The organism is Nocardia rhamnosiphila NBRC 108938, from assembly GCF_000720425.1.
Taxonomy (GTDB): Bacteria; Actinomycetota; Actinomycetes; order Mycobacteriales; family Mycobacteriaceae; genus Nocardia; species Nocardia rhamnosiphila.
In genome coordinates this window covers 210,809-231,536 of sequence record NZ_JOAJ01000002.1, presented here as the reverse complement: position 1 = coordinate 231,536, position 20,728 = coordinate 210,809, and the positions used below count along the sequence as shown (strand labels likewise).

Genomic DNA, 20,728 nt, shown 5'->3' with positions numbered 1-20,728 from the left:
GCCGGTTCAACGTCCGCTGAACGACGGGGCGCGTTTGTCGAGGAACGCCTGCAGCCCTTCGGCCGCGTCGGCGGTGCGGACGAGTTCGAGGACGGCGGCGAACTCCAGGTCCAGCGCGTCGTCGAGGGGGAGGTCGCGGCCCTGGTCGACCACATGTTTGAGCAGTCCCACGGTCCGGGTCGGTTTGGCGGCGAGGGCGGCGGCGAGTTCGTCGATCCGGTCGTCGAAGCGCGCGTCCGCGACGACTTCGTCCACCAGCCCGATGCGCAGCGCTTCCGCGGCGGGCAGCCGGCTGCCCTCGATCATGAGCAATTTCGCCCGGTGCGCACCCAACAGCCGGGGCAGGCGCTGACTGCCGCCCGCGCCGGGGAACAGGCCGAGGTCGATCTCGGGGAAGCCGATGGTCGCCGATTCGGTCATCACCCGCATATCGCAGGCCAGGGTCAGTTCCGCGCCGCCGCCGAGTGCGTGACCGTTGATCGCCGCCAGCACCGGTTTGGGTGCGGTTTCCAGCAGCCGCGCGATATCGACCCACGGCCGCATCGCCCGCTGCGTTTCCTCGGTCAGGTCACGCATCACCCGGATATCGGCGCCGGCGACGAAGAACCGGCCGGTACCGCGCAGGACCAGGCACCGCACCTCGGGGTCCGCCGCGAGCGGTTCCAGGGTCGTGCGCAGTTCGGCGATGAGCCCGGGATCGAAGGCATTGGCGGGCGGACGGTCCAGGACGACGGTGGCCACTGCGTCCCGGACGGACACACGGACGTGTTGCGGGCTGAGGGTCATACCGGCTCCGATGCGATGGTCTGGCTGGTTCGTCGAACCGCGGGAGGGCTCGAGTATCGACGATCAGCGTTTTCCCGGGCACGGTCGCGGGTCCGGTGAGCGAACCCGGACAGCGTCGGCGGCCGCCGCGGAACCGTGTTCTCAGAGGTTCCAGTGGTAGCGGCTGGTGGGTATCAGGTCCAGCCCGGTGTCCGCGCCGAAGCGGGCGACGCTGGCCATCAGTTCGGTGATCCGGCGGTCGAGTTCGGTCTTGTCACCGCCGCTGCCGTAGAACGCGTGCGGGTCGGTCATCGCCGCCATGGGGAAATGTTCCTCGACGACGGCGGCGATATCCGGTGCCGACGGGGTGAGCGCTTCCTCGACGACGTTCTGGATATAGGCCACGGTGTTCTGGGTGCGGATCGCGATCGGGGTGTGATGGACCAGCCAGTACCGCAGGTATTCCGCTCGGGGCATCGACTCGGGCCGGCGGAGCAGCGCGATATCGGCCAGGGCGTCGCTGCGGGTGCCGTCGGGTACCGGCAGTGGGTCCAGGCGGACGTGTTCGCGGACCCGGTAGGCGTGCGGGGCCGGTTCCTCCGCCGCATCGGACACCACGTCGAGCGCGGCGGCGGGGTCGCCGTCGGTCCACACCGAGACCAGCGCGGTGATCGGTGCGGCAGGGCCGAAGCGCATCATCGCGGGGGCCACATCGGCGTCGTCGAGGTTCAGCGCGACGGCGGTCGCTCCCGCGGTGGCCAGGGCGTTCCGGAGTTCCGGCGCGGCGAGCCGGGCGCCGAGGCCGGTGCCGTGCAGCGCGATGATCAGTTTTGCCATCGCGAAAAACTAGCACGTGTTCTACTTCACCCGACCGATCAGCAGAAAGGCCGATTATGCGGTTCACCTACGCCGAGACCATGACCGACCCGTCCTACTACATCCCCTTGGCGCAGGCCGCCGAGGCGGCCGGGTACACGTCGATGGTGCTGGCCGACAGCATCGCCTATCCGCGCGACTCCGATGCCACCTATCCCTACACCCCGGACGGCAGCCGGGATTTTCTGGAGGACAAGCCCTTCGTCGAGACCTTCGTGCTCGCCGCCGCCCTGGCCGCGGCCACCACCACTTTGCGGTTCACCCCGTTCGTCCTGAAGCTGCCGATCCGCCCGCCGGTGCTGGTGGCCAAGCAGGCGGCGTCGGTGGCGGCGCTGAGTGGCAACCGGCTCGGGCTGGGCGTCGGGATCAGCCCGTGGCCCGACGATTTCGAGATCTTCGATGTGCCGTTCGACAAGCGCGGCAAGCGCATGGACGAATGCCTCGAGATCGTCCGCGGGCTCACCGCCGGCGGCTATTTCGAATTCCACGGCGAGTTCTACGACCTGCCGCCGATCAAGATCGCGCCGGTACCCACCGAACCGATTCCGTTGCTCATCGGCGGGCACAGCCGCCCCGCGCTGCGTCGTGCCGCCCGGCTCGGTGACGGCTGGATGCACGCCGGCGGTGATCCGGCGGAACTGGACCGGCTACTCGCCGAACTCGGCGCGTTGCGCGCCGAATACGGAACGCGCGACGATTTCGAGGTGCACGTCATCTCGCTGGACGGTTTCACCGTGGACGGCGTGAAGCGTCTGGAGGACAAGGGCGTCACCGATGTGATCGTCGGCTTCCGCAACCCCTACACCCGTGAGCAGGACACCGAGAGCCTGGACACCAAGATCGCGAACCTGTCCCGCTTCGCCGAGCAGGTCATCGCCCGCACCACCTGAGCGGCTCGGCGTCCGGGCCGCGCGGGGCGATCCGATCGTCCGCCGCGGCCCGGCCGGTGCCGTGCCGTCGGCGAATCTTTGCCCGGTCACTCGGTCACTCGGTCACTCGACAGTTTCGGCCGTCGCCGGATACCCGTTCGTGTTCTCCGGCCGGACCCCCGGGCCGCAACGTCCCCTTCGATCCCTCCGCGGACTCGCCCCACGGCACACAACTGTTCAGCAGATACGGGGGCGAGCCGTCCGGGCCCGGTTCACGACGCGAGCCCGGAATCCCGGATGGCCTCGGCCAGCGGCTCCAGCACCGCCGGATCGTGCGGCGGCGGCAGGTAGACGATCGCGAGATCCAGCCCTTCGGCACCCAGCGCGGCCGCCCACTCGAGCAGCTCTCCGTAGCCGAGACCGGGGTCGAGCCGTCGCTGCGCCGAGAGCAGGATTTCCTTCGGATCGCGGCCGATATCGGCGCAGTGCGCCGCCAGGACATCGCGTTTGCGCGCGAATTCCGCGGTGGTGCCGTTGACGAAATTCCAGTGCTGGGCGTAGCGGGCGGTGATCCGGAGCGTGCGCTTCTCACCGTTGCCGCCGATGCAGATCGGCGGATGTGGGCGCTGCGGGCCCTTGGGTTCGTTGCGGGCACCGGTCAGCTGATAGAACTTGCCGTCGAAATCGGTGGTCTCCCGGCTCAGCATTCCGACGAGTACCTGGCAGGCCTCCTCGAACCGGTCCATGCGCTCGGTGATCGTGCCGAGCGGGATGCCGTAGGCGCCGGACTCCTCCTCGTTCCAGCCGGCGCCGATCCCGAGCTCCAGACGACCACCGGAGATGATGTCGAGCGAGGCGGCCATATTGGCCAGTACCGCGGGATGCCGGTAGTGCACACCGGTCACCATGGTGCCGAGCCGTAGGCGTTCGGTGGCCTGGGCCAGTGCGGTCAGCGTGGTCCAGCCCTCCAGGCACGGCCCGGTGGAATCGGAGAAGATCGGATAGAAGTGGTCGAAGGTCCATCCGGATTCGTAGATCTCGATATCGTCGGCGGCCCGCCAGACGGCCAGCATATCGGCCCAGGTGGTGTCCTGCGGTGAGGTCTTGAACGCGAATCGCATGCCCACAGGCTAGAAGTTGGAGTGCGCTCCAGGTCAAGCCGAATCGCGGTTGCTCCGCCGGGCGAATCCAGGGGGCCGGGACTGCGGGCGCCGCTCCTCGGCCGCGCGCCACGAGGCATGCACCGGCGTAGCCGAGTCGTGGTCCTCGCGCCACGCTCGGCCGTCGCCCGCCGGTGCTCGGCGTAGCTCTGCTTCCGAGCGCAGCATCACCGCGGTGTGGAAGTGCCCGGTCTCGACCGCTCGGAGCCGCAGCCGTTCGGTGAGTCCGGGGATCGGGGTTCGGAACGCGACCGGACCGCGGTCGCCTCGTCGAAGGCGACCGCGGCAGCACCGGACCACTGCGGCGAGCGGGCCGGTCCGGCCGGTCGGGCAATGGATGCCGGATCACTGGGTGGCCAGGACCCGTTCCTCGGCGGGCTCACCGGAGGCGCCGTCGAGCCGTTCGGTGAGCTTCTCGCCCTCGATATCGAAGGCGGGCACCAGCGGCGCCAGCCACTTCGGCATCCACCAGATCCGCTCGCCCACGATCAACATGAACGCGGGCACGATGAGCATGCGCACCAGGAAGGCATCGGCCAGCACGCCGACCGCCAGCGCGAAACCGATGGTCTTGAGGATGACATCGTCGGTGAGCGCGAATCCGGCGAAGACGCCGACCATGATGATCGCGGCGGCGACCACCACGCGGGCGCTGTGGGTGAACCCCTCGAGCACGGCGCGGCGGGCCGGTGCGCCGTGGACGTAGGCCTCGCGCATCCGGCTGACCAGGAACACCTCGTAGTCCATGGCGAGACCGAACAGGATGCCGGTCAACAGGATCGGCAGGATGAACAGGACCGGGCTCGTGCTGTCGAGGCCGATGAGCTGGTTCAGCCAGCCCCATTGGAAGACCGCGACGGTGGCGCCGAGCGAGACGCCGACCGAGAGCAGGAAGCCCAGCGCCGCCTTGATCGGCACCCAGATCGAGCGGAACACCGCGATCAGCAGGAAGATCGCCAGCCCCACGACCACGGCGAGGTAGATCGGGAACACCTGGGTCAGTTTGTTGGCGATATCGACGCCGACCGCGGTCTGACCGGTCACCAGTGCGCGGGCGCCGGTCTCGGCGGGCAGATCGGCGACGGCGGCGCGGATCTCGGCGACGAGATCCTTGGTGGCCTGGTCCGAGGGACCGGAGCCGGGGATCACCGTGAGGGTGGCGAACCGGACCGTCGCGAGTTGCTGGGTGAAGGCCTGCTGCGCCTGCGGGGCGGCGCTGGTGACCGCCGGCACGACGGTCGCGATATCCGAGCCCGCCCGCGCGGCCAGTGCCTGCAGATGGTCGGTGGCCGTCTGCACGGCCGCCGCCGGGTCCGGGGCGTTCGCGGTGTCCACGACCACGACGAGCGGACCGTTGGCGCCGGCGCCGAAATTGTCGGCGATCAGGTCGTAGGCCACCCGGGCGTCGCTCCCGGCGGGCTTGCTGGAGTCGTCGGGCAGTGCCAGCTGCATGGACGCCATCGGGAGGGCGGCCACGGCGGCGAGGGCGATACCGCCGGCCAGTGCGGGCCATTTGTGCCGGGAGATCCCCTCCACCCAGCGGCGACCGTGAGTCCGGAACTCCGTGCCACCGGTTTGCTTCGCCAGGTAGCGCGGGCGTCCGCGCATGACCTTGTCGCCGGCGAAGCCGAGAATGGCCGGGAGCAGGGTCAGTGAGATGAGCACGGCGATCGCGACGGTGAACGCACCACCCAGACCCATCTGGGTGAGGAACCCGATATTGCACACGGCCAGACCGACCAGGGCGATGACGACGGTCAGTCCGGCGAAGACCACCGCCGAGCCCGCGGTACCGACCGCGCGGCCGGCGGCCTCCTCCAGCGAGCGGCCCGCGCGGACCTCGCTCTGGTACCGGGACATGATGAACAGCGCGTAGTCGATGCCGACCGCCAGTCCGAGCATGGTGCCCAGTGCCGGGGTCACCGAGCTCAGTTCGACGAATCCGGTGAGGGTGGTGATGGCGAGCATCCCGATTCCGACGCCGACGAGCGCGGTCAGCAGCGGCATGCCCGCGGCCACCAGCGATCCGAAGGTGATCGCCAGCACCACCAGCGCGACCGCGACGCCGATCACCTCGGCCAGTGGCATCTCGAATTCGGTGAGCGCGTCACCGCCGACGGCGACATGCAGCCCCGCGTCCTGCGCGGCGTGCGCCGCGTCTTCCAGCGCGGTCCGGTCGGAATCGAGGAGTTCGTTGGATGTCTTGCTGTAACCGACCGCGGCGTAGCCGACCCGGCCGTCCTCGGAGATCGTGCCCCCGGTGACCGGATCGGTCACCGACTGCACATTCTCGGTGGTCAGCCCGCGCAGTGCCGCGGTGATCGCCGAGCTGTAGCCGGGTTCGGTCAGCGACCGGCCCGCGGGCGCTTCGAACACCACCCGTGCGGTCGCGCCGTCGGGTTTCGCCTGCGGACTGCGTTCCTCGATGAGTTCGAACGCCTGCGTGGACTCGATACCGGGCAGCTCGAACTTCTCGCTTGTCTTCCCCGACAATGTCGCCGCCCCGACCGCCAGGACGGCCAGCAGCGCCACCCAGACGGCCGCTACCACCCTGCGGTGGACGAACGACCACCGGCCGAGCCGGAACAACTGCCACGCCATGGGTGCTCCTCCAAGTGATTATGTGGACCATGTAGTCCGGTTATGCTCGAGGGTAGGAGCAACCGGACCCGAGGGTCCACTTCAGGGAGGCAGATGTGGAGCAACTCACCTCGACCCCCGCGATGAGACGTGGGTCTCAGTCCGAACCGTCGCATCCGGCGGGCCTGCGGGCGGCACGATGACCACCATGCCGACTTCCGAGCGGGACGCCACGAACACCGACGACGCCGAGAGCTGGGCCGGGCGGCGGGCCGATGCCCGGCAGAACCACGAACGCGTGCTGACCGCGGCGATCGAAGTGTTCACCGAGTACGGCATCGGGGCCACCATCCCGCAGGTGGCCGCACGCGCCGGCGTGGGCAAGGCGACCGTCTACCGCAGTTACCCGACCAAGTCGGATCTGGTGCGCGCGCTGGCGCGGATGCACCTCGACTGGTTCCATCAACTCGCCACCGACGCCGCCGAGGCGGCGCGCACCGACGCCTACCGCGCGCTCGAGGCGCTGCTGGAACAGGTCACCACCCGGCTGGCCGAGGACCGGCTGATGATCGAGGTCCTCAGCGGGGTCGAAGGGTTCGGCGACGAACGCCTGGAACGGCATCTGGAGCAGATCCTGGCGCTGGGGCGCGCGCAGGGCAGCCTGCGCGCGGACGCCACCGGAATGGATGTTCAGGTCCTGGTCTCCGGTGCGGCGCGCGCCCTGATCGATCTCGATATCCGGGATGCCGATATCTGGCGTCGCTATGCCCGGCTCGCGCTGGCCGCATTGCGCGCCGAGCCCCCCGCGGCCGAGCCCGGGCCGTGAACGGCGGTCCGGCCACCGTGGCCGATGCCACGGGCGGGCCGCTGTCGCGCCTCCGGCCGCGCCGTGACCCTCACCGGCTCGGCAGTCGTCGTGCCAGCAGCCCGAGCAGGACCACCTCCACCACCAGGGTGACCGCGCCGGTGACCACGGCGACCGGTGACGCGGGCATCATGAACACGGTGTGACCGGTGAGGATGCCCCCGGCCACCCACAGGCGGTGCCGGTCGCTCCAACCGGGCGTGACCTGCCACCGCAGCAGCAGCCATCCGGAGCCGAATGCCAGTGCACCCGCGAGGGCCGGCGGGAGAAAGCGTGGGACGCCCGCACCCAAAACCGGCTCGGGTCCCAGTCCGGGCGGCAGCAGCAGGGCCAGGAACGCGACGGTCACCACCGCGGCCGCACCGCCGGCGAGCGCGACCCGTGGTGCGGCCGGCGCGGACGCCGGACCGGGGATTCGCCGGCCCGGTAGAACGCGCAGCGCCGCCCAGCCCAGTGTCGCGATGGCGACGAGGAATCCGGCCGTCCACGCCCACGGGGTCCGGTAGCCGGGGTCCTCGGTGGCCGAGATGACGAGCCGCAGCCCGACCACTCCGATCACCGCCAGCACCCCGATCCCCGCGAGTCCGCGGGTGCCCAGGTACGGGCGCCGGCGATGCGCCGGAAAGATCAGGTCGGTGAGCATGATCGGGACGAGCACACTGAACACCACGTGCACCCCGATCTGCGATTCCCAGTAGGTCCAGTTCACCCCGAATGCCCGCCACCCCCAGTCGGCGGCACCGTACATGTGCGGGCTCGTCAGGGCCTGTAACCCGAGCCCGTCCTCGGCCAGCTGATAGGCCAGGCCGAGCACGACCAGGCTCGGCCACCCGCCGCCGGCCCGGGTGACGGCCTCGCGGACCACGAGGACGCCGGCACCGTACATCACCATCAGCAGCGGCAGGAGCAGCCAGGTGAAGGGGACGGCGACAGCGGTGAAGGTCAGCTCCGCGCACAGGGTGGTCAGCAGCACCAATGTCCACGCGGCGCGCAAGCGTCCCTGCTCCGGCGGTCCGTCCCGGTCCCGCACCGCCGGCCCCGAGCGCGGAGACCACCGTGCCGGCCGCGGTGCCGCGGACCCGGGCCGGTCGCTCATCGGTCGCGTGCCTCGATCAGACCCTGGATATCGATCCTGGTCATGGCGTGTATCGCGGTGAGGATACGGTCGGCCGCGGCCGGGTCGGCGGCCGTCAGCAGGTCCGCGAGCGCGGTCGGGACGACCTGCCAGGTGACCCCGAAGCGATCGGTCAGCGAACCGCCCGGCCCCTCCTTCCCGCCCTCGGTGAGGGCCGCCCACGCGGTATCGACTTCCTCCTGGCTCTCGCAGTCGAGGTACAGCGAGATACCACCGCCGAAGGTGAACTGTGGTCCGCCGTTGTGGGCGATACAGCGTTGTCCGCCGAGATCGAAGACGACGGTGACGACACGGCCGTCCGTGTCGCGTTGCCGGTCCAGGATCGCCGACCCGGCGACCACGCGGGTGTAGAGTTCGGCGGCTTCCTCGGCGTGCCCGTCGAACCACAGGAATGTGCTCGCTTGCATGGTCTTTCTCCTTCGTATCGGGTTTCTCAGTGATGGGCGGGGGTGCGGTAGTCGTCGAGTTCGACCGTGTGGGCCACCTTCTCCATGCCGCGCCCGACGAGGTGTCTCGGCAGATACCGGAGGGTGCGGATCGCCTGGTTGCGCAGCCAGAGCTGTAGTCGTGAGTCCGGCATGAGGCCGCCGTCGCCGGCATTGCGTGCGAATTCTTGGGCGCGGTCCACGAACCGGCGCATCTTCGCCTCGTAGGTGGGGTAGGCGACCGTGTGGTCGCCGTCGGCCGCGGCGAGTTCGCCCGCCAGGATGTAGGCGCCGACGAGTGCGAGGCTGGTACCGATACCGGACATCGGCGACGCGCAGTAACCGGCGTCCCCGAGCAGCACCGTCCGCTGCCGGGACCAGGTGTCCACCTCGATCTGGACCACTCTGTCGAAGTAGAAGTCGGTGGCATCCCGGATCGCGTCGAGCATGCGGGGGACCTCCCACCCGTCCCCTTCGAAGGCACGGACCACGATCTGCTTCTGTTCGTCGATATCGTCCCGGTCGTAGGACAGCGGCGCCGAACGCAGAAAGAACCCGGCCAGTGCGGTGCCGGGCTCGGGTTTCGGATAGAGAGCGGCGGTCCGGCCGGGCCGGCCGTTGCCCGCGGGCACGGTGTACATCAACCGCCAGCCGTCGTGATCCCGCTCGGTGGTGGTGGTGAACAGCGAGAGGTAGGAACCGAGGTCGCGCAGGTAGCGTTGTGTCGGTCCGAATACCAGCTGCCGGACGTTCGAGTGCACTCCGTCCGCGCCGACCAGCAGATCGAACCGCCGGGGCGCACCGTGTTCGAAGCCGACCCGGACACCCGTACGGTCCTGTGCGACGGCGCCGATCGCGTCGCCGTGAACGTATTCGATGTCGGCGCGGGTGGTGTCGTAGAGGATCCGGGCGAGATCGGTCCGCAGGAGCGACATCTCGGCCACGGGTCCGCCCGAATCGCCGAACACCTCGGTGCCCATCGTCGCCACCCGGTTGCCCGCCGCGTCGACGAAGGCCATACCCCGCGCTCCGGTGTTCGCCGCCCGGACCCGGTCGACGATCCCCATCCGCTCGGCCACGTGCCGGGCGGTACCGCGGATATCCACCGGGTGGCCACCGGTGCGGGGCGCGGGAGCGCGCTCGACCACGGTCGGGTGGAAACCATATCTGTGTAGCCAGAACGCCAGGGCCGGCCCGGCGATCCCGGCGCCGGATATGAGAATGCTCCGGTTCTTCATCGCTTCTCCTGCTCTCCCGTCGAGGCCGCCGTTCCGTCCAGGCCGGGTGGTTCCGGGAACGGGGGAGGGACGGCGACCGTGCGAATGATCGCTACTACGGTGTACTGATACGGCGTATCGGACACGGCGCAAGAATAGGTTCAAGCCATTGTTTTACACCAGTTTTGGCTGAAAATAGTGAACTAGTGCGGTTGCCGTGTGGACTAGTACACTCGGCGCGAGACCCGGATAGTGCACCCGAAAGAGGGAGGATTATGTCTGCACAGGCGCAGCAACCGGAACCGCCGTATCGGGCGATCGCCGCGCAGCTTCGTATTCGGATCGAAAGGGGCGAACTCCGGCCCGGGGACCGGGTGCCCTCCGTGCGGCAGATCGCCCGGCGGTGGGGGGTCGCGGTCGCGACCGCGACCAAGGTGACGGCGGTGCTGCGCGCGGAGGGCCTGGTCGAATCGAGGGTCGGTGCGGGCACCGTGGTCAGCGCGTCCGGCACGTCCGCGGCCGGCCCGGTGATCACCCGGGCGCCGCGGCGGGCGGTACCCGCCGGCGGCGAGCCACAGCGTGCGCGTCTACTGCGTACGGCCATCGCGATCGCCGATACCGAGGGGCTCGAGGCGGTCTCGATGCGCCGGCTGGCGGCCGAGCTCGGCATCGGCCCGATGTCGTTGTACCGGTACGTGGCGAACAAGGACGAACTACTGACCCAGATGGCCGACGCGGCATTCGGGGAACTCGACCTCCCGGAGCCCGGTGCGCTCGGTTGGCGCGCCGATCTCGAGCGGATCGCCCGCCTGCAATGGCAGTTGTGCCGGCGGCATCTCTGGCTACCCCGGGTCGTCTCGTTCACCCGGCCCCTGCTCGCGCTCAATACGATGGCACAGACCGAATGGGTCCTTCGTGCCCTCGACGGGTCGGGGCTGTCCGCGGAGGTACGGATGCGTGAAGCCCTCACGTTGCACTCGCTTGTGCTCACCGCGGCGCTGTCGGTGGCGGAGGAGGCCGAGGCCGAACAGAACACCGGTGTCACGCTCGACGGATGGCGGGCGGCAGCGCGTGCCCGCGCTCACGAGCTGCTGGGCACCGGCCGATTCCCCTTGCTCGCGGCGACTCCGGAGGAGACGACCGCGGATCTGGACGGACTGTTCGAGTACGGACTCGCGCGGCATCTGGACGGATTCGCCGTACTGCTCGCGGACTCGGCCGGCCGCCGCGCTGCCGCTGCGGAGGTTCCGGACGACGTCCGCGCCATCTGATCCGGTGCATGGAGCGGTCGAATGGCCGGACAGCGGCCGAACCGTGGCTGTCGATCCTATTTGCCGATATGTGGATATGCGCATCCGGGCGTTGTCCGGCTCGAGTGCTCGGTGGCCCGGGCGCCGGCCCGAGATGTCCGGCCGGTGCGCCGTTGGGCAGGTATTCGACGCCGTGCCGGCGGGGTCGTGCCGGGTTAAACTTTCAGCGCACGGTTTTCCAGCTCCGAGGGTCGTCGTTCAGCAAGGGAGTCCGGGCGGATGGATCGCCGGAACACGGAGATCAGCCGGCGCAGCGTGTTGTGTGCGGCCGGCGCCGGGATCGCACTCACCGTACTGGCCCAGCCGATACAGGCGGGGCCGATCATCCGAACCGTGTCCGCCCGCCCCGGAACCGCCGGACAACGGGCGGATCTGGCCGAGCGGGCGGTCGTGACGCGGCACGTGCGCACCCTCTGGGGCCTGCCGCGGACGCAGCTGGGCGCGCTCACCTGGCCGGGTTCGTTACCGGAGCGGTCGTTCGTCCGGTGGCACTACTGGTGGCAAGCTCACCTGCTCGACTGTGCGGTGGACGCCGCGTATCGTGCCCGTACCCCCGAACGCGTCGACCGGGTCGCTTCCCTCGCGCGCGGTATCCGTGCCCGCAATATCACCGGCTGGACCAACCGGTACTACGACGATATGGCGTGGCTGGCGCTGGCGCTCGAACGGGCCGACCGGTTGCTCGGTATCCGGTTCGGCGACGCCGTCGGGGAACTGCGGGCAGCCCTGATCGAGGGCTGGAATCCGGCTGTCGGCGCGCTGCCGTGGCGGTTCGGCGCCGACTACTACAACGCCCCGACGAACGGTCCGGCCGGTATCGCGCTGGCGCGTCTGGGTTCGGTGACGCACGCCGGTCGGCTCGCCGATTTCCTGTACAACCGGCTGCGCGACACCCGTACTGGTCTGGTCCTCGACGGTGTCCACGAACCCGGCGGACGTGTGGACCGGACCGTGCACACCTACTGCCAGGGCGTGGCCATCGGCCTGGAAACCGAGCTGGCCGTCCGCACCGGCGAGGCCGGACGTCGCCGCCGGGTGGCGGCGCTGGTCCACGCGGCCGAGGCCGGGCTCACCGACGCCGGGGTGATCGTCGCGGCCGCCGAGGACGATACCGGCCTGTTCATGGGGATCCTCGCCCGATATCTCGCGGTGGCCGCATTGTCCTTGGGCGACACCACCGCCGCGGCCATCGTGCACGCGTCCGCGCGGGCGGCCTGGGATCATCGGGCGGAGGTGGAGGGCCTGCCACTGTTCGGTGCGGACTGGACCCGGGCGGTGACGGTGCCCGAGCAGCCCGGGGCATTTCCTCGGCTCACGGACTTCTCCCCTGCTTCCGCGGCGAACCTGAGCCGCGATCTCTCGGTGCAGCTGAGCGGGTGGATGCTGTTCGAAGCCGATTACCGGCTCACCGCCGCGGGATATTGAACTGTCGGCGCGGCCGGCTGTCGGGTGCCCCGCCTCGTGCCCACCGCGCGGGCCGTACCACTGCGGTCCGGCCGACTCCAGAGACGAGCTGGGAAATCGGCGCCGAGTGGACGCCAGGGCGGTGCCGGTCGTCCTGCCGGATCGGCGCCGCTCCGATTCCTGCCGCGGACGCAGTAGACCCGGAGCGGCCCGCGCGTACAACGCAGGGAGGGCGGGCCGCCGGGATCCTCACTGCGGGAAGAGTGTCAGCACCTTCGACATCACCTCGCGGGCGACATCATCGGTGGCCGAGGTGACCTCGACCACCGGAATGCGCGAGACGAAAGCGGTACTGCCGGAGGGCAATTCGGGTCCGACAACGGTCGAGTAGATCGGGATACTGCTGTCGTAGAGCGAGGTGGAGCGGAAGACGACGTGGTCGTCGATCTTCTCTTCGGTGCTGCGGGTCCGTAGCTGGTCGGGAACGCGGTAGTCGTACACCACCGTGACGGTTTCGTCCCGGTACCGGAACAGGCATTGGGTCAGCCGGCGCTCATCGGTATCGGCGGTGCCGGGCAGTTCCGTGCGTACCGCGCACGGGTCGGCACCGAGCAGTACCGTGGGCACGGTGTCGGGTGAGGTGCCCTGGGCCGGTGACTGCCGCCAGCGCTCGATCATGCCGGGTAGCACACTGTCGGCGACCGCGCACGAGTCACGGTACGGAGCCGAGACGCTGAGGTAGAAGGCGGCGCCTGCCGGGAAGCGGCCGGTGGCGCCGCAGGCACGTGGATCGCCGTCCCGGCCGGGGACGACCAGGGTGCTCACATCGCCGAGTTGCTCGCTGCGGCCGCGGTTCGGGATGAGGGTGGGCAGCAGGGTCGAATGCCAGGTGAGCGTGGCGGCTTCACCCGCGGCCGCGGGGTCGAGGGCGGCCCGGCACGAATACAGGCCGACGGTGACGCTCTGGATATCTCCGAGTCCCAGCTCATCGAGGGTGTCGCGGGGAATCAGCGCGCAGACGTCGATCTGCCGGGTCGCCGCGGCGACGGCCGCATGCCGCTGCGGGGTGGCGGCGGATTCCGACCAGAATTCCGGCGGCGGGGTGGGTGCCGCCGGAGCTCCTGCGTCACCGGTCCGGGTGCCGGTATCGTCACCGCAGCCCGCGACGGCGAGCAACACGGCTGCGACGAGCGTGAGCGTGCGATGGATCGTCACCCCTGACCTCCCGGTGCGCGCTGAGCCGGACCGATGCCCGGCCCCAAGTCTGCGCGTACCGGCAATCACAGCGCAATCACCCCGCTGCCTTCGGCCGGTCGCCGCCGGCGGCGTAACCGGAGAGCGAGGGCCGGCGGGGCCGTCCCGGCGGCCGGAGCGTGGGGTCAGCGCGTAGGTCCCGGCCGGTCACGCCCGGCATTGCGGGCGGTGCCCCGGTGGGCGGGCACGGTGGCCGGGTCTTCCGGCCAGGCATGTTTGGGGTAGCGGCCGCGCAGATCGGCGCGGACCCCGGGCCAGCCGGTCCGCCAGAACGAGGTGAGATCCGCGGTCACCGCTATCGGGCGCTGGGCAGGGGAGAGTAGATGCAGCACGATGGGCACCCGGCCGTCGGCCAGGCGTGGTGTGTCCGTCCAGCCGAAGACTTCCTGCACCTTGACCGCGAGTACCGGCGGGTCGGCCGAGTAGTCGAGCCGGGGGCGGCTGCCGGAAGGGACCTCGGCCCGTTCGGGAGCCAGCTCGTCCATGCGGGCGGCCTCCGGCCAGGGCAGCAGGCGACGCAGCGCCTGGCCGGCGTCGATCCGTTCGAGGTCGGCGCGCCGGCGGGCGGCGGCGAGTTCAGGGCCGAGCCAGCTGTCCGCGGCGGCGAGCAGTGACGCGTCGTCGACCGGCGGCCAGGGGGCGCCGAGCGTGCGATGCAGGAAGTCGAGGCGCTGACGTAGGGCGATCGCCGCGGAATTCCAGGACAGGAGACCGGGACCGGTCGAGTTCAGCCCGCGCCGTATCGCCGCGCCGAGCAGCTCGGGGTCGGGGTCGGAAATGGCGGTGGCCGACAAGATGATCGCGCCCAGTCGCTCGATACGCCGCGCGACCACATCGCCCTCGATCCAATCAATCTCGTCGACGGTGGTCAGCAGGCTCGATGCGGCTCGGCGGGCCAACTGTTCATCGGCGACCGCGGCCAACCGGACGACGCCCTCGGCTCGCCCGGGATCGCGCGTCGCGACACCGATCGCCAGCCACTCGGCATCGCCTGTGCCGGCGCCGGGCGGCAGCGTCACCGCGGTACCGCCGGCCATGAGATAACTGCTCGAACCCGCACCGCGCCGCCGGGCCAGCCGTTCCGGGTGGGCCAGCGCGACGATGAGTGCCGGATCGTCGTCCCCTTCCGGCCCCTCGACCGAGCGGGCCAGCCGCTCCACCTCCCGCCGCCAGCGCGCCGGTCGTTCGCGGCGCAGCATCCGCAGACCGGCCGTGAGATCGACACCGGACAGGTGGGTGTCGTCGTCGAGGACGGTGACGACCTCCGCGGCCGCCCGCGGACCGACCACAGCCGCGCCGTCGAGCAATGCCCGCGCCAGCCGGGGATGCAGTCCGATCCGGGCCATGCGCCGCCCACGGTCGGTCACCGCACCGTCGGTGCCGACGGCTCCCAAGGCGCGCAGTACCTCCCGGCCGGCTGTCAATCCGCCGGACGGTGGCGTATCCCACCAGGTGAGGCCCTGTCCGTCGCTCGTGCCCCAGCACGCCAGCTCCAGCGCCAATCGCGTCAGATCCGCTGTCCGGATCTCCGGTTCCGGATAGGCCGGCAGGGTGCCGTGCTCGTATTCGGGCCAGCATCGCCATACGCACCCGGGAGCCTCCCGCCCGGCCCGCCCGGCTCGCTGCTCGGCCACTGCCGCCGAGACCCGCACGGTGGCAAGGCCGGACAGCCCCCGTGCTCGATCGATCCGTGGGGTGCGGGCGAGTCCCGAATCCACCACCGCCCGCACTCCCGGCACCGTCAGACTCGACTCCGCCACCGCGGTGGCCAGTACCACCCGCCGCCGGAGCCCGGGCCGTAACGCCGTGTCCTGCGCCGTCGCCGAGAGTCTGCCGTGCAACGGCACGATATCGACATCGTCCAGCCCGCCCAGCAGCGCTGTCACCCGGCGTATTTCGGCCGCACCGGGGAGGAAGACCAGTACATCGCCCGCGGTCCCGGCGAGTGCGGCCCGGGTGGCGCGCGCGACGTGTGCTTCGATCCGCTCCCGTGGCAAAGACGGAAGATAGGTCGTGTCCACCGGATGGGTGCGACCGAGGGCCTGTACGACCGGCGCCGCGTGGTTCCCGTCCAAGAGCGTCGAAAGATGTTCGGCGGCAACGGTCGCCGAGGTCGCGAGCACCCGCAGATCCGGTCGCAATCCGGCCCGGGCGTCCAGCAGCAGCGCCAGTAGCAGATCCGCGTCGAGATGCCGTTCGTGGCACTCGTCGAGCACGACCGTCTCGACCCCCGTCAACTCGGGATCGTCCTGCAACCGGCGGACCAGCAATCCGGACGTGACGACCTCGATCCGGGTCCGCCGCCCTACTCGTCGATCCCCCCGGACCGAGTAGCCGACGGTGTCACCCACCTGCTCGCCCAGCAGCGCGGCCATCCGCCCGGCCGCGGCCCGAGCCGCCAACCGTCGCGGCTCGGCCACGAGCACCCGCCCGGCGGCACGCTGTGCCAGGGCCAGGGGCACCAGGGTCGTCTTCCCGGTCCCCGGCGGCGCGACCAGCACGGCGGTCCCGCGTTCGGTCAACGTCTCGACGACATGATCGAGAACGTCACGAATCGGTAGGTCGGGGAGTGCGGGCAGTTCCATTACCGGTCAGTCTGCGGCATCGGCTCGGATCCGCGATATCCACCACCGGGCCGCACGAAAAACCGCTGCTCCCGTGGGTTGCACCGCCGGCAACGCCCACATGCCCGGCCCCGGACGGCGGACACCGTCCGCGCCCTGCGTCTCCGGGCGCGCTACAGTGTGATTACTTAGCGGAAGCAACTAATTGGCCACGAGCGCATATCTCGTGCGATCGAACGAATGAAAGATGGGCGCGATGGAGGGCATCTCGGCAACCGGCGCGCTCGGCACTCCCGCCGAGGTCGCGACCCTGTATCACCTGCTCACCCGGATCAATCGAACGCTGCGGACGCGCGGCCAGAGCCGGAATCTCAGCGCGGGCGTCGCCTCGGCGCTGTGGACGATCATCAACCACGCCCCGATCCGGCTGTCCACCCTCGCCGAACGGGAATCGGTTTCGGCGCCGACGATCTCTCGGATCGTCGCCGTGCTCGAGGGGCACGGATACGTCGAACGCACCCCCGACCCCGACGACGGTCGCGCCCGCCTGCTGAATCCGACTCCGGCCGGGATCGAACTGATCGCCGATGCCCGGACCCGGCGAGCACAGGTGCTCGCCGACGCCGTCGACAGCCTCGGCCCGGACGATCGCGAGACGGTCGGCCGCGGGATCGCGATCCTGGCCGGCGCGCTCGGGATGACCCGGCCCGCCCGGTAGCTACCGACGATGCGCAGCGCGGCGCAGCCATTCCTTGAACCATCGCTCGGAGGAACCATCCATGACCACGCCCGTCACACGAGCAGCGGATCCGGCGGATCCCGGACCGCACTACAAGTGGATCGCCCTCTCCAACACCACCCTCGGCATGCTGATCGCCACGATCAACTCGTCCATCGTGCTGATCGCGCTGCCCGATATCTTCAAGGGCATCGACCTCAACCCACTGGAGTCCGGGAACACCAGCTATCTGCTGTGGATGATGATGGGGTTCCTCGTCGTCACCGCCGTACTCGTGGTCAGCTTCGGCCGCCTCGGTGACATGTTCGGCCGCGCCCGCATGTACAACATGGGTTTCGCCATCTTCACCGTGTCGTCGATCTTTTTGGCGATCACCTGGTTCGACGGCCCCGCGGCGGCGATCTGGCTGATCGCCTGGCGAGTGGTCCAGGGCATCGGCGGCGCCTTCCTCATGGCCAACAGCTCCGCCATTCTCACCGACGCGTTCCCCGCCGACCAGCGCGGACTCGCCATGGGGATCAACGGTGTCGCCGCCATCGCCGGCTCGTTCCTGGGTCTGCTCGTCGGTGGTGTGCTGGCGCCGATCCAGTGGCACTACATCTTCCTCGTCTCGGTGCCCTTCGGCGTCGTCGGCACCGTGTGGGCCTATCTGAAGCTCCGCGACACCGGGGTGCGGAAGAAGGCGAAGATGGACTGGTGGGGCAATGCGACGTTCGCGGTGGGTCTCGTCGCGATCCTGGTCGGCATCACCTACGGCATCCAGCCCTACCGGGACTCCGATATGGGCTGGGCGAACCCCTGGGTACTGACGGCGATCATCGGTGGTGCCGTCGTACTGGGCGTGTTCGTGTACATCGAGACCAGGGTCGAGAGTCCGCTGTTCGAGTTGTCGCTGTTCCGGAACCGCGCCTTCGCGTTCGGTAACGCCGCCAATCTGATGGCATCGATCGGCCGCGGTGGCCTGCAGTTCATCCTGATCATCTGGCTGCAGGGCATCTGGTTGCCGCAGCACGGCTACGACTACTCCCGCACTCCGCTGTGGGCCGGTATCTACATGGTGCCCATGACGATCGGCTTCCTGCTCAGCGCCCCGCTCTCCGGCGCACTCTCGGACCGGCTCGGTACCAGGGGGTTCACGACCACCGGCATGATCATCACCGCGGGGACCTTCGGTGCCCTGATCGCTCTGCCCGTCGACTTCTCCTACTCGGTGTTCGCGCTGATCCTGCTGATCAACGGCATCGGCATGGGTCTGTTCTCCTCGCCGAATCGCGCCCTGGTGATGAACTCGCTGCCGAACACCTCCCGCGGATCGGGCGCCGGCATGATGACGACCTTCCAGAACGCGGCGATGGTGCTGTCGATCGGACTGTTCTTCTCCTTGATGATCGCCGGACTGAGCGCGCACCTGCCGTCCGCGATGTTCGACGGGCTGACCGCGGGCGGTATGGCGGACGCACCCGCTCAGGGGATCGCCGCGCTGCCGACCGTCGGCATCCTGTTCGCGGCCTTCCTCGGCTACAACCCCATCCAGCAGGTCGGGGGCGAGGCGCTGCAGGGGTTGCCGCAGACCGCCATCGATCACCTGACCGGGCTGGAATTCTTCCCCCACCTGATCAGCGACCCGTTCGCCGACGGTCTCAGCGCCGCCTTCACCTTCGCGCTCGTCTGCTGCGTACTCGGTGCCATCTTCTCGTTCTTCACCGACGGTCGTGCGAAGGAGGCGGCGGCCGAGGAGAAGACGCACGAATCGGTCGGCGATGAGCTGGCCGCGGTGGCCGCGTTCGCGTCGGGGGAGGCTCCGTCCGAACTGATCGACGAACCCGTACGGCGCTGAGGACGGTGCCGGGGCCGCCCTCGGCACCCATCTACTCCTCGATGAGCTGCCCGCCGGCCAGGTGCCAGCGCCGGGTCGCGCGCACCGAGTCCAGCATCCGCCGGTCGTGCGTCACCAGCAGGAGTGTGCCGGTGAAGGAGTCGACGGCCTGCTCGAGCTGTTCGATGGCGGGCAGATCGAGATGGTTGGTCGGCTCGTCCAGGACGAGCAGGTTCACGCCGCGGGCCTGGAGCAGTGCGAGTGCGGCCCGGGTGCGTTCGCCGGGGGACAGGGTGTCGCAGGCGCGGTTGACGTGCGGGCCGCGCAGGCCGAATTTGGCGAGCAGGGTGCGCACCTCGGCATCCGGCCAGTCCGGCATCGCCGTACCGAAGGTGGCCGCGAGCGTGGCCTCCCCGCGGAACAGGCCACGTGCCTGGTCGACCTCGCCGATCCGCACGCCGGAACCCAATGTCGCCGTACCCGTTTCGGGCGCGAGTTTGCCGAGCAGCAAAGCGAGCAGAGTGGATTTGCCGGAGCCGTTCGCGCCGGACACGACGATGCGGTCGGCCCAGTCGATCCGGGTGGTCACCGGCCCGAGCGTGAACTCACCGCGCGTGACAGTGGCAGCACCGGCGGTCGCGACGACGGTACCGCTGCGCGGCGCGGTCGCGATCGTCATCCGCAGCTCCCACTCCTTGCGCGGTTCCTCCACAACATCGAGCCGTTCGATACGCCGTTGTGTCTGGCGGGCCTTGGCGGCTTGCTTCTCGGTGGATTCGGCGCGGGTTTTGCGACCGGCCTTGTCGGAGTCGTTCTTGCTCTTACGGCGTGCGTTGCGTACACCGTGTTCCAGCCAGTTGCGTTGCATCTGCGCCCGGGCTTCCAGTCCGGTTCGGGTGGCCGCGTATTCGTCGTAGGCCTCGCGGGCATGCCGGCGCGTGATCTCGCGCTCGGCCAGGTAGGCGTCGTAGCCGCCGTCGTAGAAGCCGATCTGCTGCTGGGCGAGATCGAGTTCGAGCACGCTGTTCACGGTGCGGGTCAGGAATTCCCGGTCGTGGCTGATGATCATGAGCGGGGTCCGGACCCCGGTGACGAAACGTTCGAGGCGTTCGAGACCGTCCAGATCGAGGTCGTTGGTGGGTTCGTCGAGCAGCAGGATATCGAAGCGCGACAGCAGCACCGAGGCGAGACCGGCGCGGGCCGCCTGGCCGCCGGACAGGCCCGTCATCGGCGTCGCCAATCCGCCCGCGAGGTTACCGGTGAGCCCGAGGTCGGCGGCGATCTCCGCGGCGCGCTGCTCGAGGTCGGCTCCGCCGAGCGCGAGCCAGCGCTCGAGGGCAGGGGAGTAGTCGTCGGCGCCACCCTCGCCGAGGCGTTCGGCGGCCGCGTCCATGACCCGCTGGGCATGCGCGACGCCGGTGCGGCGAGCGAGGAATCCGAGCACGGTTTCGCCGTCGATCCGTTCGGGTTCCTGGGCCAGATAGCCGACGGTGGCATCCGGCGGGCTCAGGGTGATCGTGCCCTCGTCCGGAGCGCCGTCGGCGAGCATGCGCAACAGCGTCGATTTGCCGGCGCCGTTGACGCCGACCAGGCCGACCACGTCGCCGGGTGCGAGAGTGAATTCGAGGTCGGCGAACAGGGTGCGTTCGGCGTGTCCGGCCGACAGTCCGCTGGCCTGCAAGGTTGCGCTCACCGCGCATATTCTGCCCGCTTGCCCGCGCGGCCCTTCGGCCGCCCGCCGTCGTGGTG

At 69.8% G+C, this 20,728-nt stretch carries 16 protein-coding genes; 6 read left to right on the top strand and 10 right to left on the bottom strand.

Annotated features, from left to right (window positions below):
- Nucleotides 1–6: 6 nt before the first annotated feature.
- Both IG75_RS0109875 and IG75_RS0109870 read right to left on the bottom strand, forming a co-directional pair.
- A complete protein-coding gene (locus tag IG75_RS0109875) occupies nt 7–786 on the bottom strand; it encodes an enoyl-CoA hydratase/isomerase family protein (protein ID WP_030520895.1) in 780 nt (259 codons plus the stop codon).
- Nucleotides 787–927: 141 nt separating this feature from the next.
- Nucleotides 928–1,602, bottom strand: coding sequence for an EthD domain-containing protein (locus IG75_RS0109870; RefSeq protein WP_030520894.1), 675 nt, complete (start codon nt 1,600–1,602; stop codon nt 928–930).
- Nucleotides 1,603–1,658: 56 nt separating this feature from the next.
- Between IG75_RS0109870 and IG75_RS0109865 the strand changes: the two genes are divergently transcribed.
- A complete protein-coding gene (locus tag IG75_RS0109865) occupies nt 1,659–2,531 on the top strand; it encodes a TIGR03619 family F420-dependent LLM class oxidoreductase (protein WP_030520893.1) in 873 nt (290 codons plus the stop codon).
- Between the two features lie 251 nt (nt 2,532–2,782).
- Here the strand turns inward: IG75_RS0109865 and IG75_RS0109860 are convergent, their stop codons facing one another.
- Entirely contained in the window at nt 2,783–3,631 is an 849-nt protein-coding gene (locus IG75_RS0109860; protein ID WP_030520892.1) for an LLM class F420-dependent oxidoreductase, read from the bottom strand.
- Between the two features lie 384 nt (nt 3,632–4,015).
- Nucleotides 4,016–6,271: an MMPL family transporter gene (locus IG75_RS0109855; protein ID WP_030520891.1), complete on the bottom strand. Its 2,256-nt coding sequence runs from the start codon at nt 6,269–6,271 to the stop codon at nt 4,016–4,018.
- Between the two features lie 187 nt (nt 6,272–6,458).
- Here IG75_RS0109855 and IG75_RS0109850 point away from each other — a divergent pair, with 187 nt between their 5' ends.
- Nucleotides 6,459–7,076: a TetR/AcrR family transcriptional regulator gene (locus IG75_RS0109850; protein WP_051714509.1), complete on the top strand. Its 618-nt coding sequence runs from the start codon at nt 6,459–6,461 to the stop codon at nt 7,074–7,076.
- A 70-nt stretch (nt 7,077–7,146) separates the two neighbouring features.
- Here the strand turns inward: IG75_RS0109850 and IG75_RS0109845 are convergent, their stop codons facing one another.
- The 3 genes from IG75_RS0109845 to IG75_RS0109835 form a co-directional block, all read right to left on the bottom strand.
- Nucleotides 7,147–8,109 carry a hypothetical protein gene (locus IG75_RS0109845; RefSeq protein ID WP_210436797.1) on the bottom strand — a complete coding sequence of 321 codons (963 nt, stop codon included), beginning with the start codon at nt 8,107–8,109 and terminating at the stop codon, nt 7,147–7,149.
- A gap of 98 nt (nt 8,110–8,207) precedes the next feature.
- Nucleotides 8,208–8,657 (bottom strand): VOC family protein, encoded by a 450-nt coding sequence (locus IG75_RS0109840; protein ID WP_030520888.1) that lies wholly within the window; start codon nt 8,655–8,657, stop codon nt 8,208–8,210.
- A 26-nt stretch (nt 8,658–8,683) separates the two neighbouring features.
- Nucleotides 8,684–9,913: an FAD-dependent monooxygenase gene (locus IG75_RS0109835; protein ID WP_030520887.1), complete on the bottom strand. Its 1,230-nt coding sequence runs from the start codon at nt 9,911–9,913 to the stop codon at nt 8,684–8,686.
- Between the two features lie 254 nt (nt 9,914–10,167).
- Here IG75_RS0109835 and IG75_RS0109830 point away from each other — a divergent pair, with 254 nt between their 5' ends.
- Together IG75_RS0109830 and IG75_RS0109825 are read left to right on the top strand one after the other, a co-directional pair.
- Complete coding sequence (locus IG75_RS0109830) at nt 10,168–11,163, top strand: TetR/AcrR family transcriptional regulator C-terminal domain-containing protein (RefSeq protein ID WP_051714451.1); 996 nt, start codon at nt 10,168–10,170, stop codon at nt 11,161–11,163.
- A gap of 258 nt (nt 11,164–11,421) precedes the next feature.
- Nucleotides 11,422–12,627 (top strand): glycoside hydrolase family 76 protein, encoded by a 1,206-nt coding sequence (locus IG75_RS0109825; RefSeq protein WP_081876773.1) that lies wholly within the window; start codon nt 11,422–11,424, stop codon nt 12,625–12,627.
- Nucleotides 12,628–12,855: 228 nt separating this feature from the next.
- Here IG75_RS0109825 and IG75_RS0109820 read toward each other — a convergent pair whose 3' ends face one another.
- Together IG75_RS0109820 and hrpB are read right to left on the bottom strand one after the other, a co-directional pair.
- The gene (locus IG75_RS0109820; protein ID WP_156058800.1) at nt 12,856–13,821 is read right to left on the bottom strand and encodes a peptidase; all 966 of its coding nucleotides are present in this window, start codon (nt 13,819–13,821) and stop codon (nt 12,856–12,858) included.
- 164 nt (nt 13,822–13,985) lie between these two features.
- Nucleotides 13,986–16,445 (bottom strand): ATP-dependent helicase HrpB, encoded by a 2,460-nt coding sequence (gene hrpB, locus IG75_RS0109815; protein ID WP_036513258.1) that lies wholly within the window; start codon nt 16,443–16,445, stop codon nt 13,986–13,988.
- 226 nt (nt 16,446–16,671) lie between these two features.
- Between hrpB and IG75_RS0109810 the strand changes: the two genes are divergently transcribed.
- Nucleotides 16,672–17,142, top strand: a complete 471-nt coding sequence (locus IG75_RS0109810; RefSeq protein ID WP_245713302.1) for a MarR family winged helix-turn-helix transcriptional regulator — start codon at nt 16,672–16,674, stop codon at nt 17,140–17,142.
- A gap of 61 nt (nt 17,143–17,203) precedes the next feature.
- Nucleotides 17,204–19,000, top strand: a complete 1,797-nt coding sequence (locus IG75_RS0109805) for an MFS transporter (protein ID WP_030520881.1) — start codon at nt 17,204–17,206, stop codon at nt 18,998–19,000.
- 31 nt (nt 19,001–19,031) lie between these two features.
- On the opposite strand, the gene IG75_RS0109800 is transcribed toward IG75_RS0109805, so the two are convergent.
- Nucleotides 19,032–20,672, bottom strand: coding sequence for an ABC-F family ATP-binding cassette domain-containing protein (locus IG75_RS0109800; protein WP_030520880.1), 1,641 nt, complete (start codon nt 20,670–20,672; stop codon nt 19,032–19,034).
- Nucleotides 20,673–20,728: the final 56 nt, after the last annotated feature.

Bases quoted from the DNA above. Each gene is read 5' to 3' on its own strand.
- IG75_RS0109875 (WP_030520895.1), bottom strand. From the start codon at position 786: ATGACCCTCAGCCCGCAACACGTCCGTGTGTCCGTCCGGGACGCAGTG.
- IG75_RS0109870 (WP_030520894.1), bottom strand. From the start codon at position 1,602: ATGGCAAAACTGATCATCGCGCTGCACGGCACCGGCCTCGGCGCCCGG.
- IG75_RS0109865 (WP_030520893.1), top strand. From the start codon at position 1,659: ATGCGGTTCACCTACGCCGAGACCATGACCGACCCGTCCTACTACATC.
- IG75_RS0109860 (WP_030520892.1), bottom strand. From the start codon at position 3,631: ATGCGATTCGCGTTCAAGACCTCACCGCAGGACACCACCTGGGCCGAT.
- IG75_RS0109855 (WP_030520891.1), bottom strand. From the start codon at position 6,271: ATGGCGTGGCAGTTGTTCCGGCTCGGCCGGTGGTCGTTCGTCCACCGC.
- IG75_RS0109850 (WP_051714509.1), top strand. From the start codon at position 6,459: ATGCCGACTTCCGAGCGGGACGCCACGAACACCGACGACGCCGAGAGC.
- IG75_RS0109840 (WP_030520888.1), bottom strand. From the start codon at position 8,657: ATGCAAGCGAGCACATTCCTGTGGTTCGACGGGCACGCCGAGGAAGCC.
- IG75_RS0109835 (WP_030520887.1), bottom strand. From the start codon at position 9,913: ATGAAGAACCGGAGCATTCTCATATCCGGCGCCGGGATCGCCGGGCCG.
- IG75_RS0109830 (WP_051714451.1), top strand. From the start codon at position 10,168: ATGTCTGCACAGGCGCAGCAACCGGAACCGCCGTATCGGGCGATCGCC.
- IG75_RS0109825 (WP_081876773.1), top strand. From the start codon at position 11,422: ATGGATCGCCGGAACACGGAGATCAGCCGGCGCAGCGTGTTGTGTGCG.
- hrpB (WP_036513258.1), bottom strand. From the start codon at position 16,445: ATGGAACTGCCCGCACTCCCCGACCTACCGATTCGTGACGTTCTCGAT.
- IG75_RS0109810 (WP_245713302.1), top strand. From the start codon at position 16,672: ATGGGCGCGATGGAGGGCATCTCGGCAACCGGCGCGCTCGGCACTCCC.
- IG75_RS0109805 (WP_030520881.1), top strand. From the start codon at position 17,204: ATGACCACGCCCGTCACACGAGCAGCGGATCCGGCGGATCCCGGACCG.